The organism is Sneathiella marina, from assembly GCF_023746535.1.
Classification (GTDB): domain Bacteria; phylum Pseudomonadota; class Alphaproteobacteria; order Sneathiellales; family Sneathiellaceae; genus Sneathiella; species Sneathiella marina.
Window position 1 is genome coordinate 1778494 of record NZ_CP098747.1, and the last position, 17053, is coordinate 1795546.

Here is a 17053-nt window from a genome sequence, read left to right on the forward strand (position 1 = left end):
ATCGCATCTATTTTCATTCTTCTAAGGGTCAGGTTGATGACATTAATCACAAAATTTAGTTTGAGGAACAAATTCCAGAAGATAGCAAATCATGGTCGGGTGCTAATCTTCAACAAACCATGTGAAGATAGCTCTCAAAAACGCAGCAATCAACTTTTCATTTCCCTCCGGATCTATGCAATTTAATACTTTCGTCGAGGGGTGAAAACCGACTAAGGTTGGTAATATAAGGCTATCTGAAGCGACTAATTCTGTGAGGTAAACTCAATGAAAACTGACACCATTACCAGTGGCCTGGCCGAAGTAATGCCGCTTTCCATGAAGGCATTGGAAGTCGGCAATGCCGGAAAAAACATCGGCTTGGTAATTGTCGATGAAATCAACGGGTTCGCGACGGTAGGTGCCGGTGCCCTGGCTCCTGCGGTGCCAAATGAGCAGGTATCAACGATGGTATCGGAAACCAACAATCTTGCAGGGGCTTTCACAAAGAGAAATATGCCGATACTCGCCTTTTTGGATACGCATACTCCCGGTAAGCCCGAATTTCCTTATCCTCCTCATTGTGAAGAGGGCACAGGAGAGGAAGAGCTTGTGCCGGAACTTAAATGGCTGGAGCAGGATAGAAATTCAACTTTGATCAAAAAAGATTGTATTAATGGATTTGTGGGATCCACTCGAACCGACGGCAGCAATGCATTTGTAGAATGGGTTTCGACGAATGAAATTACAGATCTGCTGGTCGTTGGTATTTGCACTGATATCTGTGTAATGGATTTCGTTTTGACGACCCTGAGTGCCCGGAATCACGGTATGATGCCGGGGCTTGACGAGATTTACGTCTATGACAAAGGATGTTCAACCTTCGATCTGCCGCGTTCCATTGCGGAAGAAGCGGGCCTTGGAGCAAGAGCAGCACATCCGCAAAATATCACGCATTATATGGGGTTGTATTTTATGGCTGGCCGAGGTGCGCAGCTTGTCAATTCGGTCATTCTCCCCTTATGATATGACTGGTCCTGCCTGCCATCAATTCCCTGTATAATGTAAGAAGGACATTTTAATGATTATTACCGTAAATGGCGTTGACCTTGATACTCGACTAGAAGGCCCAGAAAATGCGCCGGTTGTTACTTTAGGCCATTCTTTATGTTGCGATCTGACTGCTTGGGATGAATTAACAAATGAGCTCAAGCATGAGTACCGTGTTCTCCGTTATAGCCTGAGGGGTCATGGACAAAGCGCCGGCGTGGAGGGGCCCTATACATTTCGAATGCTAGCAACAGATGTTGCGGCAATTCAAGATCATTATGACATTAAAACAAGCCACTTTGTGGGATTGTCGATTGGCGGAATGATCGGTCAGAAATTTGCGTTGATGTATCCTGAAAGAGTGAAAAGTCTCGTCATTTCCAGCTCACTTTGTGAGTTGCCGGAAGGCGCTGCGGCAATTTGGCCCGAACGAATTCGAGAGGTTCAGGAAAATGGCATTGAAGCTCAGGTAGAAAGCTCAATGGCGCGCTGGTTTGCCGAAGGCGCGCTTAATCATCGACCTGATCTTGATGCCAGGGTTCGCGCAATGATCAAAGGAACATCCGTTGACGGATATGTCGGGTGCAGCCAAGCCATCCAAGCAATTGATTTGGTCGATCTTATTCCAGCAATTGAGGCCAGCACGCTGGTGATCGTCGGCCGGCAGGACATGGGGACACCGATCGCATCTTCAGAACTCATACATCGTCAGATCGAAGATTCAAAAATGGTGATTTTAGAGAATGCTTCTCATCAGGCAGCGATGGAAAAACCGGATGAATTCAATGCTTTTGTTAGAGTTCATCTGGCCGAGAACGCCTAGTCATTATTGAGGATTGCAGCATGATGTTCGATGTGATCCTCAATAAAGCTTTGTATGAAATAGTAGCTATGGTCATACCCTTCATGAAAACGGAGATTTAGGGGCTGCCCTGCTGCATTACAGGCTGTTTCGAATAGATGTGGGTGGAGTTGTTCTTCCAGGAAGCCATCTTCATTACCTTGATCAATCAAAATCATATTTTGGGTTGGGTGCTGTCGTACCAATTCTGTCGCATCATATTCGCGCCAAAGTGACTTATCTTCACCGAGATACCCTGTGAAGGCTTTTTGTCCCCACGGACATTGAATTGGTGCACAAATCGGGGCGAATGCGGAAACGGACTGAAAAATATCGGGGTGTTTCAGCCCTATTGTCAGCGCACCATGGCCACCCATTGAATGACCGGAAATACCCGCTTTATCGGGCCGGGCATTAAAATTGTTGAGAATAAATCCACGGAGCTCATTGGATACATAACTCCCCATATTGTAATTCTTGGCCCAGGGAAGGCGAATTGCGTCCAGGTAAAATCCGGCGCCCGTCCCAAAGTCCCAGTCATCGTCTTCGCCGGATATATCAAGACCTCGTGGGCTGGTATCCGGCATTACCAGCATAAGGCCATGTTTTGCAGCAAATTGCTGCATGCCGGCTTTGATTGTGGCGGTTTCTTCTGTGCATGTTAGGCCTGCCAAAAAGAAAAGCAATGGCACGGAGCCTGTCTTCGCTTGAGGCGGTTGGAAAACAGCAAAGCGCATGTTGGTGCCAGTGGAATGAGAGGCATGCTGGTAAAATCCCTGCACACCGCCAAAGCATTTTTGTTCAGATATAATTTCCATCAGAGATTAAAAGGTCACAACACCGCGAATGGATTTTCCCTCATGCATCAAGTCGAACCCTTTATTTATATCTTCAAGTGGCATGACATGGGTAATCAGGTCATCAATATTGATTTTGCCATCCATATACCAATCGACGATGCGTGGAACATCTGTCCTGCCCTTGGCTCCACCGAATGCCGTACCTTTCCAGACCCTGCCTGTGACTAGCTGGAAGGGACGTGTCGATATTTCCTGTCCAGCTCCCGCAACACCAATAATGATGCTTTCTCCCCAGCCTTTGTGGCAGCACTCGAGCGCTTGGCGCATGACATTCACATTACCTATGCATTCAAAGGAGTAATCTGCGCCACCCCCCGTTAAATCCACCAAATATGGGACAATATCCTCTTCAAGGTCCGATGGGTTGACGAAATGCGTCATGCCGAATTTCTCGCCTAGCTCTTTGCGGCTATTATTTAAATCAACACCAACAATCATATTTGCGCCAGCGAGCCGGGCCCCCTGAATAACATTTAGGCCGATACCGCCAAGACCGAAGACAACAACATTGTCCCCGGGCTTAACTTGAGCTGTGTTTATGACAGCTCCAATGCCAGTTGTTACGCCGCACCCGATATAGCAGACTTTTTCGAACGGAGCGTCTTGTCGGATTTTTGCAAGGGCGATTTCCGGGACGACGGTATAATTCGCAAATGTTGAACAGCCCATATAGTGAAATACTTTTTCACCGTTAATCTTAAATCTGCTGGATCCATCTGGCATCAGGCCTTGGCCTTGAGTAACGCGAATAGCTTGGCAGAGATTTGTCTTACCACTTGTGCAGTAATTGCATTGCCTGCACTCAGGGGTATAAAGGGGAATAACATGATCACCCTTTTTCAGGCTACTGACACCTGGACCAACATCCACAACAACACCAGCGCCTTCATGACCAAGTATGGCAGGAAAGATACCTTCAGGGTCATCTCCGGACAGGGTAAACGCATCCGTGTGGCAAAGGCCGCTTGCCTTGATCTCCACCAATACTTCACCCTCTCTTGGGCCATCCAGTGAGACCGTTTCGATAGTGAGGGGGGCACCTGCTTTATGTGCTACAGCGGCTTTTACGTCCATTGTTGTCTCCCGATATTTTTAGTTTGAACCGGGAGTTTGCAGGTTTATATATAGAGGCGCAAGCGGTTTCCAGACATTGTATGAAAATCGCAAAATGAAAGGGATTATACGGTGAAAGTAGACGGTAAAGCTTATAGAAGTATCTGGCTTGCCACCGACGGCTGGTCGGTAGAAATTATTGATCAGACGAAACTTCCCCACGAGTTTGTTGTTGTTACACTTACATCAGCCGAAGAAGCTGCCCATGCGATCTCAGCCATGCTGGTCCGCGGAGCTCCGCTAATTGGCGCGACGGCAGCTTACGGCATGTGTCTAGGGCTACGCGATGATCCATCAGATGCGCAATTGAAGGCGACAGCTGAATTGCTCATTAATACGCGACCGACGGCTGTGAATTTGCGCTGGGCGATACAGGGAATGCAGAAATTGCTGGGACCCCTGCCACCTTCCGAAAGGGTCGCGGCAGCCTACAAGAATGCGACGCGCATCTGCAATGAAGATGTCGCCATCAATAGCGCCATTGGAGATCACGGCCTAAAAATCATTGAAGATATTTGGTACGGCAAAAACCAAAAGGGGGTCGTAAATATTCTGACCCATTGTAATGCCGGTTGGTTGGCGACAGTTGACTGGGGAACTGCATTATCCCCGATCTACAAAGCCTATAACAAAGGAATCCCTGTCCATGTCTGGGTTGATGAAACGCGGCCGCGAAATCAAGGGGCACATTTAACTGCCTGGGAACTCGGCAAGCATGGTGTTGAGCATACGCTTATTGTTGACAATGCCGGTGGTCATTTAATGCAGCATGGGGAAGTTGACCTTTGTATTACAGGTACTGACCGGACAACAGCGTCCGGTGATGTATGCAATAAAATTGGGACATATCTAAAAGCATTGGCTGCAAAAGATAACAACGTTCCGTTTTATGTCGCGCTTCCAGGCCCGACGATCGATTGGGAAATTGATGACGGCATTGCTGATATTCCAATTGAAGTGAGAAATAGCCATGAAATTGAATATGTTAGCGGATGTAACTCTGAAGGTAAAATTGAGGAGGTTAGAATCCTGCCCAAGACCAGTTCATCGAAAAACTATGCGTTTGACGTAACTCCCGCACATTTGGTGACCGGGTTGATTACGGAGCGGGGGATATGCGCTGCCTCCAAGGCCGGATTGGCGGAATTATTCGCTCCTTAACCTGTTCCGTATAACGCGATTTGTGTATCCAGATCATCTTCAATAAACGCGCGAACGATGTCGTCAATGCTGTCATCTTTGGGAAACCCTAAATTCTCGGCCCTCTGCGAGAAGGTGCCTTTAGGCCATCCGTCAACAATTTTCTGAATATCGGGGTTATGTTCCCACATTATTTTTCCTAATGTTCTGTTTCCTTTATGACGTTCGACAGCCTCTGCCATTTCTCCCGCAGAAACCGAAATGCCGGTAAGCAGGAGGGACCTTCCTTCGGAAAACTTTTCAACCGGCAGATTGTGAGCGTGTATAAAGGCTTCCACAATCTTTTTTGGGCTCATACAGGCCATAAAACTATCTTCCGTGACAGGGCAAATAGCATCCTTGCCGCTCAACGGTTCCCGGATAATCGAACTTGCCCATGTGGATGCCGCTTTGTTAGGGAGTCCCGTACGGACGGAAATTGTCGGTAATCTGAGAGATCGTCCATCAATAAAACCTTTACGGCTATAGTCATGTACAAGCAGTTCACCCGCAACTTTGGCGACACCATAGGATGTTTGCGGTGATTGTTTTGTTGCATCGACAACTGTATTTGGAAGCTCTCCGCCATAAGTCGCAATGGAGCTTGTAAAAATAACTTTAGGTGGCTGAGGAAGCCGACGAGCTGCTTCAAGAATGTTCCGGGTGCCATCGAGATTAATCTTCATTCCCAAATCGAAATTTTCTTCAGCATCTGCGCTTACGATTGCCGCAAGATGGAAAATGCTCTCGACATCTTTGGTAATCAAATTGTCTACCTGTACAGGATCTGATATATCGCCGGAAACATATGTAATGCGATCATCGGCAATATTCGGATTGTCGACGATATCAAACAAAATAATTTCCGAAACAGTCCTTTTTACATCAGATGAGTCAATCAGAAATTCACCCTTTAAAATTGTACTGCATAGTCGTTGCCCAAGAAAACCGAGGCCGCCTGTTATAACTATTTTCACTAATAACCTCCTAGATATCGAGAACAATTCTCATTCCGGATTCAGAATCAGATGTGGCTTACCACATAGTTTTGCCAAATTTTGATGACATGCCGCAATTTTCCATATTCTCCATCATATATTTGAATCCGACAATAGTGGCGATTTAAAATGCTTTTGTTAAACCATCGCAAGTATTGTTTTTCAGAAAGTGCTAATAAAGGTTCAAATTATAATATTATGCTATTCATAAATAATTTTTAAGTAAAGAAGGGGCGCTTTAAATAAATTCAATATTTATCAAATACCATTACATTATCTTTAGTAGTTGGGCCCTATAGAACTAATAATGTAAAATTACTCAGTTTTCTAACGCTTCTTGCAATCAATAATAATCAACTAAAAGTAGTGATATTTGATTTGAGATATATATGTTGATTATTTGACTAATAAATTATAACTACTGTGCAGGGAATAGGCGCAAAGATAAACAAATGATTTTCTATCTTTGCCAAATTTACGTAGGGTCAAACTTATGATGGAAAGAGATAAATGGTATTATCCGGCAAATGGAATTCATGGGAAAGTTGTTCATGAAATTGGCCAGGAAATAGTCTCTGGGATTATTAAGCCTGGTGAAAAAATCCCGGATGAAGTCGAAATATTAAGAAGATTTCAGGGCAGTCGAACGGCGATAAGAGAAGCATTACGAGTATTAACAGCAAAAGGATTAATTGAGGCAAAACAGCGGGCTGGAACCCGGGTAAGGGCGCGTGAATATTGGAATTTGCTGGATCCTGATATTATCGCCTGGCAATCATATGACCCGTCGGACCGTAATGATTTTAGAAATCTTGTTGAAACCAGAGTTCTTGTGGAGCCACTGGTTACACGTTTGGTTGCACAACGGGCAACCGAAGAGGAACTTGACCAATTAGAGGACATCTATTTGGCAATGACTGTCGCAGATGAAAAGGAATCTTTAGCGGATTTTTACCCTGCATGTGTGAACTTCCACATGACAATATACGAAATCTGCCATAATGATTTACTCTCTCGATTAAGCGGGATTTCGCAATCTTTATGCGATTATCATTTCAAACTGAAGCAGCCGGGAAATATTTACGTGACGGGCATGTCAGGTTTCTATTTGGAAATCCTCAAGCTTTTACGTAGCCGGAACGCGGAAGGCGCTGAACAGGCAATGCAGTCCTTACTGGATATGAAAGTTACGGATCTGCGTGAACTGCATTCAGAGAAGCAAATGGCTACAAATAGTAACTTGGGCAAGCTCCCTCTTAATTAATCTAGACTATTTTCGGCGACGGATGCGCCATTCGAAACAATCGTCGCCGTAATCCAGTCGTTGGAGAGTTTCTAGAACCAGATATCTGTTATGGACAGATAGAGCGCCTTGCCAAAGCTGATTCCAACTGTCAAAAATAGAAGTTGGATGTGGGGCAGTACCCCGCATTAATCGCCAGCCCGTCTGAATGACATGAATGCCGTCTTTTTCACTGGTAATGGTTGCTTGGTCATCCTGTCCTTCAATGAGGCTGGCCATGAATTCTGCGAAGGCTTCCGGACTTTCGCCCGAGACTCCCAGCAAATCAGCCGTTTGACGATAATACTGCTTACCTATCAGCTGAGAGGTAATACCACCAAGATATGTTGCATCCGCAGGGCCGAACAAGGCTGCGAGTTCCAAAAGGGCATTCTTGGCATATTCCATAGCATAGTTGCGATTGGCTTTTTGCAATCGTTCTTCCGGCCAGTTTGTCGCGTCAAGCACGGGCGCATTGTCGGCGTCAAAGGGCGGGGCCATTTCACCGGGAGAAAACTGCAGACGTTCCTCAGGCGCTAGATCATGAGAATGTTCTTTGAAGTATCCGGCCATTCCATATTGTCCATCCATATCTTGTGAAGTACACACAAACCCGAGGCGTGGATTTTTAAGAGATACGCCATTTTGACCATACCAACCCTTCAGGAAGCCATGACTGATCTCTAGCGGCATTCCGCATAAGGCGGCGCCCTCATACATCCAGCGGGGATGGCAGAAATGTACCCAGGCTTTCTGGTCACTCTCATACATATATTCCACCGGGACACCACCGACACCGTTAGATAAGTAGTGATACTGCGCGCAAGCAACAGCATCGGGTAAATCGGTAAGCCCCAGTTTTTCAAAGCTAGATAGGAATTTTTCATGATGTTGACGACGGAATACATGAAAACACAAATCACCAGCAGCATATCTATCTTTTCTAAGGGTCACAGACAGTAAGAGACCGGTAAAAAACGCATGGTAAATATCGGCAACTGCTTTGAATTTAATAGGTTTTTCGATTTTATTCGGCATGAAAATCCACTCCGGCTTATTATTATTGTTTCTGGCCACTGGCTTGGCGTGAATTATACAGAGGTTCATGCAATAGGAAAGGAGTTGAAGAGATTTTTATGATACAATAATGGTTGAAAAAAAATAAAAAATGTATCATAATGAGAAAAGCCCGTAAAAATTTGATGTGGAGCGGACAATGGATGTCGTGAATACCGATAACGAATGGACAGATGAGGAGCTGGAAATTGCTTTTCAAAATAAGGTTGATGCAGAGCAGCGCATTGAACCGAAAGATTGGATGCCAGATAGATATCGTCAAACATTGATCCGCCAAATGTCGCAGCACGCCCATTCAGAAATCGTCGGCATGCTACCTGAAGGTAATTGGCTGACCCGGGCTCCGTCTTTAAAGAGAAAGGCCGTTCTGATGGCGAAAATCCAGGACGAGGGTGGCCACGGACTATATTTGTATAGTGCAACGGAGACACTGGGAATTTCACGTGATGAAATGTACGAGCAACTGCATTCCGGCAAAGCCAAGTATTCCAGTATCTTTAATTACCCTACATTGACTTGGGCTGATGTTGGTGCCATTGGCTGGCTCGTTGACGGCGCTGCCATCACCAATCAGATTGCTTTATGCCGTTGTTCCTATGGTCCTTACGCGCGGGCTATGGTGAAAATCTGTAAGGAAGAGAGTTTTCATCAGCGTCAGGGCTACGAAATCATGATGACCATGGCGCAAGGAACGGCAGAACAGAGAGAAATGGCACAGGATGCATTGAATAGGTGGTGGTGGCCTTCTTTGATGATGTTTGGACCAAACGATACGAATTCACCGCAATCTGCACAGTCCATGAAATGGAAAATAAAGCGACAATCCAACGACGAACTCCGACAAAAATTTGTTGATGCTACCGTTCCGCAAGCCAAGTTTCTGAACCTGCGTATTCCAGATGATGATCTTGTCTGGAATGAAGAGCGGAAGGCCCATGATTTCGGTGAAATCGACTGGGTGGAATTTAAGAATGTGGTGAAAGGCAACGGTTTATGTAATCGGGAAAGATTGAAAGCCCGCGTTGATGCGCATGATGGCGGCAAGTGGGTAAGGGATGCGGCCCTTGCCTATGCCAACAAACAGAAATTACGCGCCGTTGATGCGGCGTGAGCAGGGATAGAATATTATGAATAGTATACCAGCAAATGAACTGCCGCTTTTTGAAGTATTTATCAGAAGCAAGAATGGCCTGGACCATAAACATGTGGGAAGCCTTCATGCGTCGGACGCCGAAATGGCGCTTACCAATGCACGGGATGTTTATACGCGCCGCAGTGAAGGCGTTAGCATCTGGGTTGTAAAAACAACTGATATCACCGCTTCAAACCCTGAAGATAAAGGAAATTTCTATGAGCCTAGCGATGACAAGACATATCGTCATCCCACCTTTTACGAGATTCCTGAAGAAGTAGGGCATATGTAAATGACGGATAATAACGCGCTCTTTGAATATCTATTGAGACTAGGGGACAATAGTCTGATACTGGGTCAACGTCTGGCAGAATGGTGCGGGCATGCTCCCATCCTGGAGGAAGAACTTGCGCTAACTAATATTGGCCTGGATCTTGTTGGGCAATCGCGGCTATTGCTCACTTATGCCGCTGAAGTCGAAGGTGCCGGCAGAGATGAAGATATGCTCGCCTTTCATCGGGACACACAGGCATGGCGGAATTTGCTGCTTTTGGAGCAGCCCAACGGGGATTTTGCCAAAACCATAGCGCGCCAGTTCTTTTTCGATAATTTCCAGTATTTGCAGTTTGAAGGATTATGCCAGTCCAAGGATGACCGGCTTGCCGCGATTGCCGCGAAATCACTTAAAGAGATAACCTACCATCTCCGCCATAGTACCAATTGGGTCCTCCGGTTAGGTGATGGAACAACGGAAAGTCACGAGAAAATGCAAATCGCCATTGATGAGCTATGGGGGTTTCTTCCCGAAATGTTCGATATGGATGAAATAGATACACAATTATTGGCCGAGGGAGTTGGCGTCGATTTGGCGGCCTTAAAACCCCGTTGGGACGAGGTCGTAAACGCCGTGCTCCTCGAAGCGACGCTGGAACGGCCGGAGGATACCTGGTCCGTCCGGGGAAGCCGGGAGGGCAAACATTCTGAACATCTTGGCTATTTGCTGGCTGAAATGCAGTTCTTGCAGCGTGCTTATCCGGATGCGAAATGGTAACCATGTTGGCCATAGAAGACATAAAAGCCGTACTTGAACTCGTGAAAGACCCGGAGATCCCGGTTTTAAGCGTTGAGGATATGGGGATTATTCGGGATGTCCGATATCTCGATGGCCGATTGCAAATCGTTATTACACCAACATATTCCGGGTGCCCTGCAATGGATGTAATCGAAGAGGATATCTCGACGATGCTTAAACTACATGCCATTGATGATTTTGATATAAATACTGAGCTATCGCCAGCCTGGACGACCGACTGGATCACAGCTGATGGGCGGGAAAAACTCCGAGCGTTCGGAATAGCCCCCCCGACAGGCAAAAGCAAAGGCGCTCTTCTGGGACATGACGTCGTGGGCTGTCCGCAATGTAGTTCGACAAACACGGTGATGGTTAGCGAATTTGGATCAACCGCATGTAAAGCCCATTATAAATGCCAGGAATGCCTGGAACCTTTCGACTATTTTAAATGTGTTTAGGATACTGATGTGACCATATTCCATCCATTGACGATAAAAAATGTAACGCAGGAAACTCGTGATGCTGTTTCCATTACCTTTGATGTACCAATGGAACTCAAAGAAGCTTACCAATTCACGCAAGGTCAACATCTGACACTAAAAGAGAAATTGGGGGGTGAAGAATATCGCAGATCCTATTCAATTTGCAGTGCAGTCGGTGATGACGAATTACGGGTCGCCATCAAACAGATTGACGGGGGTGTATTCTCCAGTCATGCGAATGAAAATTTTGCGCCAGGACAAATTCTTGAAGTGATGGAACCGCAAGGCCGGTTTTACTCTGAACTGAATGCAAAGAATGCAAATAGTTATTTGGCAATTGCGGTCGGTAGCGGTATTACCCCCATCATTTCCATTGTTAAAACGATTTTAAAAACGGAGAAAAATAGCCAGGTTACTTTGATTTATGGAAATCGTTCCGTCACGAGCATCCTGTTTTTGGAAGAATTGGAAGATCTGAAAAATATCTACAAGGATCGTTTGAATCTAATGCATATCCTGAGCCGGGAGCATCAAGATGCGGAGCTTTTCAACGGGCGCGTTACCGGCGAGAAGTGCAAACAGATTTTTGGCACATTAGTTGATCTCACCAAGATAAATGATGTTTTTCTCTGCGGCCCTGAGCAAATGATCATGGAAGTAAAGGAAGTTTTGCAGAACAGTGGTGTAGACCCCAGCCATATACATTTTGAGCTGTTTATTACGGATGCCGCAATAAAGGCAGCAGGAATTCCAAAAAAGAAAAAGAAGGGAGAGGGGCCCAAGAGGCAAGTGCGCATCATTTTGGATGGCCGGCAATCAGATATTGATGTTCGTGAAGATGGAAGATCCATCCTCGATGTGGCGTTAAGCCAGGGAATGGATTTGCCATATGCCTGTAAAGGAGGGGTGTGTTCCACATGCCGGGCAAAGGTTGTCCGCGGTGAGGTGCAAATGGACCTGAATTATGCCCTGGAAGATAGTGAAGTTGCTGAAGGGTATGTTCTGACCTGTCAATCTCACCCCTTAACCGAAGATGTGATTGTCGATTACGATGCCTAGTCGTAAAGCCAAATCCTTAACCTAGTAATTTTCAACACCGGCAACGGAGCATTCATTCGTGGTGTAATTGCTCTGCGGTGTACATATTTCGGAGAGATTGATGATCAGGTTACCTTTGCAATCGTTAAAGCTGACCCAGCCCTCAACTCTTCGCAAGGTGCCACCTCCGCCCTCTCCTGTGCTGTAGATGTTTACCGTTGAGAATTTTTCGATTCTTTCCTTTTCAATTCCCAGCTCACTGATTTCCCGCTCGAATTCCCGGCTGCATGTATTGGCGTTTGCGTGTGTGGAAAACGATAATATAGTCACAAAAAAAGCTAGTATCGAATAATAGTACGAAGTGTTGTGGCTTCGCTTTTTCATCTTCCTGCACCTGTTCTAAAGGAAACACTTTTTAGACATAGAGCATTGATTGGATTGAAACCATTAAAAGATTTTGACGAATACGTGATTAATAGAGAAATCCGGCAATAAGTATCTAGAATTTCTTGACGCCAGGCACCGTACATTCAGTTGTTGTATAGCTATTGTCAAAGAGGCAACTTCTGTCAAATTTAACGACCAAATTACCTTTGCAATCGTTGAAATCAACCCAGCCTTCAACCCGGGAAACTCGGCTTCCGCTCGTCTCATAAATATCGATTGTATAACTATTTTTGATACGTTCTTCAGGAATTTCCAGTTTATCCAACTCTATTTTGAATTCTGGTTCGCAGCTTTCTGCAATTGCATGCGATACGCTTCCCATAACAAGGAGCAGAGACAAACAAAATGCGGATTTTTGAAAATTTGGGGCTTGAAGGCGGGGCATAATCACTCCTGCTGGCAAAACTGTATAGCTAATCTAGTGCATTTCCAGTCGAGAACAAGAAATATGCAAAATAAACGACCAGGAAGTTTTGATGTCGGGTATCGGCGTATCCGAAGAGGATTTTAGGTTCAGAAGTCCGTCTTAACTCCTCCTTCTGCAATGCGTCTGTCTACAAATGCATCGAGTTCCTCACGAATGGCTGGATCCAGTTTAGGCGCTTCATACTCCGCCAGGACATCCTTGTATATCTGGTTGGCCCGAGTTAGCGCATCAGGAGAACCGGCCTCGGCCCAGCTTTCAAAATTCCGCCAATCCGATAATAAGGGCGAGTAGAAGGCGGATTCATATCGTTCCTGGGTATGTTGGGTACCGAAGAAATGCCCGCCATGTCCTGCTTCCCGCATGGCATCAAGCCCTAACGCCTCGACTGAAGTATCAATTGGTGTCATTAATTCTGCCATCATCTGGATCATTTCCACATCCATGACCACTTTTTCGAACGAATTTGTGAGCCCGCCTTCAAGCCAGCCTGTTGCGTGTTTCACAAAATTTCCATGGCCCAGAACGACTCCCCAAAGCGCCATCTGGGACTCATAAGCTGCCTGCGCATCCGGAATGTTCGACGCATTTACGTTGGAGGTGCGATAGGGGATATTGTATCGCCTTATTAACTGGCCCGTCGCAATCGCGGCTTTTGTATATTCAGGCGTACCAAAGGCGGGCGCGCCGGATTTCATATCAACATTTGAGGTGAACCCACCATAAATTACCGGCGCTCCGGGGCGGACAGTTTGTGCGATACTCATGCCGGCCAGGGCTTCTGCATTTTGCTGGGTGAGGGCACCCCCCAGTGTAACCGGCGCCATTGCGCCCGCCAATGTAAAGGGTGTTAAAATTACAACCTGACCATGGCGGGCCATTTCGATGATGCCCTGTAACATGGGTTGATCAAGCATAAGCGGTGAGTTGGAATTGATAACTGTAAACAGGCTCGGCTCGCGCAGCATCTGTTCATGACTGATGCCTCGGGCAATCCGGGCCATTTCAATGCCGTCCAGATTTCGGTCGCGACCTAAAGAATACACATTTGGCGGCTTATCCGTAAATGTCGCAAAATCCCGTCCACATTCCAAATGGCGAATAGAGGCATGGATATCCACCGGTTCAACAGGATAACCGCCGGTCGTCGCAATGACGTTGAAACTTTGGGCGAGTTTTAGAAATTTTCGAAAATCCGTTTGGTTGCCAGTGCGTCTTCCGCCGTCCAGATCAGATGAATTTGGCATGCTGGCACCCATGGCAAAAACTACATTGTCACCGCCAATTTCCATATTCCAATCGGGGTTGGGTGCATGAATGGTAAATTCAGAGGGAGCATGGGACATGGCGTCCATGATGAATTCCCGATCGAAATACACGATATGCGTATCTTCATCGACTTTTTGTCCAGCCGCGCGAAGAATATCTCGCGCCTCTTCGAGGCGCACCATAATTCCGATATTCTCCAGAACATCCAGCGAGGCGTTATGGATTGCCTCAACCTGATCTTCAGAAATTACTTCTACTGGTTTGAAGGTATTTACAAATTTTCTCTTTGGGAGTTGGGTGAAAGAGGCTTTAACACGTGAACCCCGTCTTGAGCGGCGACCTGCTGTGCGTTTCTTTTCCTCTGACATAGCTTTCTCCCAAAAAAAATATTCTAGCCACGCATGCGTTCTGCAGTCGGGTCCAAAAGTGGTTCTGTGACCAATGTCGCGGGTCGCATTTCGCCAAGTATCTCAATTTCAAATTCTGCGCCATCTTCAATCAACTCTATCGGAACAAAACCCAGAGCAACGGATTTCTGTACATAATGTGCATATCCACCCGAAGTGACAAAACCTACGACCTTTTGGTCCTTCCAGATGGGTTCGTCAGCCCAAACATCGGCGTCCAGCGCATCTACGACAAAAGTACAAAGGCGCCGTTTCGGGCCTTCTGCTTTTTCCTTCATTACGGCTGCTTTTCCAATAAAATCGGCAGGCTTGTTGTAGGAAACAAATCGATCCAGCCCGGTCTCCTCAGCGGTGTAATCAGGTTTATATTCGCGAAGCCAGGAGCCAAACGATTTTTCCAGTCTCAAGCTCATCATTGCCCGCATGCCGAAGGGGCGCAGATTAAATTCAGCTCCTGCAGTCGCGAGCGCCTCATAAAGTGCGATTTGATCGGTTGCCGGGACATATATCTCATAGCCAAGATCGCCGGTATAGGTCACACGCTGCACAATCGCATCTGACAAGCCGACTTCCATTTGTTTAACGGACATGAAGCTGAAAGCTTCATTTGAGACATCTTCTGTTGTGACTTTTGCCAATAAATCTCGCGCCTTGGGACCAGCAATTTGAAATCCGATGCGATCCAGACTGACATTCTCGATATGGACGCCCTCCGCCGGTTGATGGTCCCAGAACCAGCGAAGGTGATAGGCCTGCGCACCGTAGGATGCCGTAAGCTGGAATTCCTGATCGGCCAGCCGGGCAATAGTGAAATCGCCAATGAGACGCCCTTTCGGGCTGAGCATTGGACTTAATGACAGGCGCCCAACCTTGGGAATGCGCCCGGCCATAATGATGTCCAGCCATTCGGCAGCACCGGAGCCGGTGATTTTATATTTCCCGAAATTATGGACTTCGGTGATACCGACCGCAGTTCTAACGGCATTACATTCCTGCGCAACGGCTTCAAAGGCGTTGGATCGTCTGAAACTGGGAGTTTCGAGCAGTGGATCTCCCTCAAGTGCAAAATAATTAACGGCTTCCATGCCATACCCCTGACCAAAAACAGCATTTTGTTGTTTCCAGATGGAATAAGCCGGTGTTGTCTGATAGGGGCGGGCGGCCGGCAGTTCTTCGTTAGGGTAGCTGATTGTGAACCGTCGCTGGTAATTTTCCGTGACTTTGGTGCGTGCATAGGCGCGCGAGGAATAATCACCGTATCGTGCCACGTCCATGGCAAAGACGTCCTGAGATGGCTCGCCTTCGATCATCCATTCTGCGACAGTCAAGCCGACGCCGCCCCCCTGACTAAAACCAGCCATGACAGCGCAGGCCGACCAATAGTTTTTTATCCCGGGAACGGGGCCAACCAGCGGATTGCCGTCGGGCGCGAAGGTAAAGGGGCCATTGATAATATTCTTGATACCGGCCCGCTCCAGAACGGGGAAGCGATTGAAGGCAAATTCCATACTGTCACTAATACGATCCAACTTGTTTGGCAGGAGTTCGTGACCGAAATCCAAAGGTGTTCCATTTACAGCCCAGGGATCGCAAGCCTGCTCGTAAAAGCCAATGCAAATGCCGCGGCCTTCCTGACGAAGATAGCTTTCCCCTTCTGGGTCCATTACGTGCGGGTGTTCTTTGCCAAGCTCATAAATTTCCGGAATATCTTCTGTGATGAGATATTGATGCTCCATGGGGTGGAGAGGAAGGAAGATCCCGACCATCTCGCCAAGCTCGCGCGCCCATAACCCGCCAGCATTGACCACATGCTCGGCATGCAGGGTCCCGTCCTTGGTGACGACGTCCCAACTGCCGTCAGGCCGGTGATTAAGCTCGCGAACAGGGTTTCGAAGATAAATTTCTGCGCCGAGTTTGCGGGCACATTGAGCATATGCCTGTGTGGTGCCTGACGGGTCAAGATGACCGTCCAACGGATCATAGAGGCCGCCAATGACGCCCTCCACATTCGTGATCGGAGAAAGCTTCTTGATTTCCTCCGGTGTTACCAGATGTGTATCAAGCCCCATATACCGATGCTTTGCCCGTTCTGCTTTCAGGTAATCCATACGGTCTTCTGTACCGGCAAGCGTCACGCCGCCAACATGATGCAAACCACATGATTGTCCGGAAAGTTCTTCCAGTTCTTTGTAAAGACGTATTGTATAACCTTGAAGGGCGGCAATATTGGTATCGGAATTAAGGGTATGAAAGCCGCCGGCAGCATGCCATGTGGAACCGGATGTTAATTCCGATCTTTCGATAAGCGCAATGTCCGTCCAACCAAGCTTTGCCAAATGATACAGAACCGAACATCCAACAACCCCACCGCCGATCACGGCTACTTTGACATGGGACTTCATA

General features: G+C 46.9%; 17 protein-coding genes. 9 read left to right on the forward strand and 8 right to left on the reverse strand.

Features of this window, described 5'->3' with window-relative positions:
• Positions 1 to 267: 267 nt before the first annotated feature.
• The gene (locus tag NBZ79_RS08480; RefSeq protein WP_251937451.1) at positions 268 to 1005 is read left to right on the forward strand and encodes an isochorismatase family protein; all 738 of its coding nucleotides are present in this window, start codon (positions 268 to 270) and stop codon (positions 1003 to 1005) included.
• Between the two features lie 55 nt (positions 1006 to 1060).
• Entirely contained in the window at positions 1061 to 1852 is a 792-nt protein-coding gene (locus NBZ79_RS08485) for an alpha/beta fold hydrolase (protein WP_251937454.1), read from the forward strand.
• Here NBZ79_RS08485 and fghA read toward each other — a convergent pair.
• Entirely contained in the window at positions 1849 to 2688 is an 840-nt protein-coding gene (fghA, locus tag NBZ79_RS08490; RefSeq protein ID WP_251937457.1) for an S-formylglutathione hydrolase, read from the reverse strand. The genes NBZ79_RS08485 and fghA overlap by 4 nt on opposite strands.
• A gap of 6 nt (positions 2689 to 2694) precedes the next feature.
• The gene (locus NBZ79_RS08495) at positions 2695 to 3804 is read right to left on the reverse strand and encodes an S-(hydroxymethyl)glutathione dehydrogenase/class III alcohol dehydrogenase (RefSeq protein ID WP_251937459.1); all 1110 of its coding nucleotides are present in this window, start codon (positions 3802 to 3804) and stop codon (positions 2695 to 2697) included.
• A 111-nt stretch (positions 3805 to 3915) separates the two neighbouring features.
• Between NBZ79_RS08495 and mtnA the strand changes: the two genes are divergently transcribed.
• Positions 3916 to 5004, forward strand: coding sequence for an S-methyl-5-thioribose-1-phosphate isomerase (gene mtnA, locus NBZ79_RS08500; RefSeq protein ID WP_251937461.1), 1089 nt, complete (start codon positions 3916 to 3918; stop codon positions 5002 to 5004).
• On the opposite strand, the gene denD is transcribed toward mtnA, so the two are convergent.
• Positions 5001 to 5999 carry a D-erythronate dehydrogenase gene (gene denD, locus NBZ79_RS08505; protein WP_251937464.1) on the reverse strand — a complete coding sequence of 333 codons (999 nt, stop codon included), beginning with the start codon at positions 5997 to 5999 and terminating at the stop codon, positions 5001 to 5003. The genes mtnA and denD overlap by 4 nt on opposite strands.
• Positions 6000 to 6513: 514 nt before the next feature.
• Here denD and NBZ79_RS08510 point away from each other — a divergent pair.
• The gene (locus NBZ79_RS08510; RefSeq protein WP_251937465.1) at positions 6514 to 7284 is read left to right on the forward strand and encodes a FadR/GntR family transcriptional regulator; all 771 of its coding nucleotides are present in this window, start codon (positions 6514 to 6516) and stop codon (positions 7282 to 7284) included.
• 6 nt (positions 7285 to 7290) lie between these two features.
• Here NBZ79_RS08510 and NBZ79_RS08515 read toward each other — a convergent pair whose 3' ends face one another.
• Positions 7291 to 8340, reverse strand: coding sequence for a hypothetical protein (locus tag NBZ79_RS08515; protein WP_251937467.1), 1050 nt, complete (start codon positions 8338 to 8340; stop codon positions 7291 to 7293).
• A 178-nt stretch (positions 8341 to 8518) separates the two neighbouring features.
• On the opposite strand from NBZ79_RS08515, the gene paaA reads away from it, so the two are divergent.
• Genes paaA through paaE form a run of 5 tightly spaced genes read left to right on the forward strand, consistent with a single transcriptional unit; the run spans position 8519 to position 12124 of the window.
• Positions 8519 to 9490 (forward strand): 1,2-phenylacetyl-CoA epoxidase subunit PaaA, encoded by a 972-nt coding sequence (paaA, locus tag NBZ79_RS08520; protein WP_251937470.1) that lies wholly within the window; start codon positions 8519 to 8521, stop codon positions 9488 to 9490.
• Positions 9491 to 9506: 16 nt separating this feature from the next.
• A complete protein-coding gene (gene paaB / locus NBZ79_RS08525) occupies positions 9507 to 9803 on the forward strand; it encodes a 1,2-phenylacetyl-CoA epoxidase subunit PaaB (protein ID WP_251937472.1) in 297 nt (98 codons plus the stop codon).
• Positions 9804 to 10562: a 1,2-phenylacetyl-CoA epoxidase subunit PaaC gene (gene paaC, locus NBZ79_RS08530; protein ID WP_251937475.1), complete on the forward strand. Its 759-nt coding sequence runs from the start codon at positions 9804 to 9806 to the stop codon at positions 10560 to 10562.
• Complete coding sequence (paaD, locus tag NBZ79_RS08535; RefSeq protein WP_251937477.1) at positions 10556 to 11041, forward strand: 1,2-phenylacetyl-CoA epoxidase subunit PaaD; 486 nt, start codon at positions 10556 to 10558, stop codon at positions 11039 to 11041. Before paaC ends, paaD begins: the two co-directional genes overlap by 7 nt.
• A 9-nt stretch (positions 11042 to 11050) precedes the next feature.
• Positions 11051 to 12124, forward strand: a complete 1074-nt coding sequence (gene paaE / locus NBZ79_RS08540) for a 1,2-phenylacetyl-CoA epoxidase subunit PaaE (protein WP_251937480.1) — start codon at positions 11051 to 11053, stop codon at positions 12122 to 12124.
• 21 nt (positions 12125 to 12145) lie between these two features.
• Here paaE and NBZ79_RS08545 read toward each other — a convergent pair whose 3' ends face one another.
• From NBZ79_RS08545 to NBZ79_RS08560, 4 genes are all read right to left on the reverse strand, one after another.
• A complete protein-coding gene (locus NBZ79_RS08545) occupies positions 12146 to 12487 on the reverse strand; it encodes a hypothetical protein (RefSeq protein ID WP_251937483.1) in 342 nt (113 codons plus the stop codon).
• Between the two features lie 115 nt (positions 12488 to 12602).
• A complete protein-coding gene (locus tag NBZ79_RS08550) occupies positions 12603 to 12935 on the reverse strand; it encodes a hypothetical protein (RefSeq protein ID WP_251937486.1) in 333 nt (110 codons plus the stop codon).
• 128 nt (positions 12936 to 13063) lie between these two features.
• The gene (locus tag NBZ79_RS08555) at positions 13064 to 14611 is read right to left on the reverse strand and encodes a trimethylamine methyltransferase family protein (RefSeq protein WP_251937489.1); all 1548 of its coding nucleotides are present in this window, start codon (positions 14609 to 14611) and stop codon (positions 13064 to 13066) included.
• 23 nt (positions 14612 to 14634) lie between these two features.
• Positions 14635 to 17052, reverse strand: a complete 2418-nt coding sequence (locus NBZ79_RS08560) for a GcvT family protein (RefSeq protein ID WP_251937492.1) — start codon at positions 17050 to 17052, stop codon at positions 14635 to 14637.
• Position 17053: the final 1 nt, after the last annotated feature.

What these genes read in the sequence shown, in the direction of transcription:
- NBZ79_RS08515 (WP_251937467.1), bottom strand. Translation starts at nt 8,340, where the DNA reads ATGCCGAATAAAATCGAAAAACCTATTAAATTCAAAGCAGTTGCCGAT.
- paaA (WP_251937470.1), top strand. Translation starts at nt 8,519, where the DNA reads ATGGATGTCGTGAATACCGATAACGAATGGACAGATGAGGAGCTGGAA.
- NBZ79_RS08550 (WP_251937486.1), bottom strand. Translation starts at nt 12,935, where the DNA reads ATGCCCCGCCTTCAAGCCCCAAATTTTCAAAAATCCGCATTTTGTTTG.
- NBZ79_RS08510 (WP_251937465.1), top strand. Translation starts at nt 6,514, where the DNA reads ATGATGGAAAGAGATAAATGGTATTATCCGGCAAATGGAATTCATGGG.
- NBZ79_RS08485 (WP_251937454.1), top strand. Translation starts at nt 1,061, where the DNA reads ATGATTATTACCGTAAATGGCGTTGACCTTGATACTCGACTAGAAGGC.
- NBZ79_RS08495 (WP_251937459.1), bottom strand. Translation starts at nt 3,804, where the DNA reads ATGGACGTAAAAGCCGCTGTAGCACATAAAGCAGGTGCCCCCCTCACT.
- fghA (WP_251937457.1), bottom strand. Translation starts at nt 2,688, where the DNA reads ATGGAAATTATATCTGAACAAAAATGCTTTGGCGGTGTGCAGGGATTT.
- NBZ79_RS08480 (WP_251937451.1), top strand. Translation starts at nt 268, where the DNA reads ATGAAAACTGACACCATTACCAGTGGCCTGGCCGAAGTAATGCCGCTT.
- paaD (WP_251937477.1), top strand. Translation starts at nt 10,556, where the DNA reads ATGGTAACCATGTTGGCCATAGAAGACATAAAAGCCGTACTTGAACTC.
- paaC (WP_251937475.1), top strand. Translation starts at nt 9,804, where the DNA reads ATGACGGATAATAACGCGCTCTTTGAATATCTATTGAGACTAGGGGAC.
- NBZ79_RS08560 (WP_251937492.1), bottom strand. Translation starts at nt 17,052, where the DNA reads ATGAAGTCCCATGTCAAAGTAGCCGTGATCGGCGGTGGGGTTGTTGGA.
- NBZ79_RS08545 (WP_251937483.1), bottom strand. Translation starts at nt 12,487, where the DNA reads ATGAAAAAGCGAAGCCACAACACTTCGTACTATTATTCGATACTAGCT.
- NBZ79_RS08555 (WP_251937489.1), bottom strand. Translation starts at nt 14,611, where the DNA reads ATGTCAGAGGAAAAGAAACGCACAGCAGGTCGCCGCTCAAGACGGGGT.
- paaB (WP_251937472.1), top strand. Translation starts at nt 9,507, where the DNA reads ATGAATAGTATACCAGCAAATGAACTGCCGCTTTTTGAAGTATTTATC.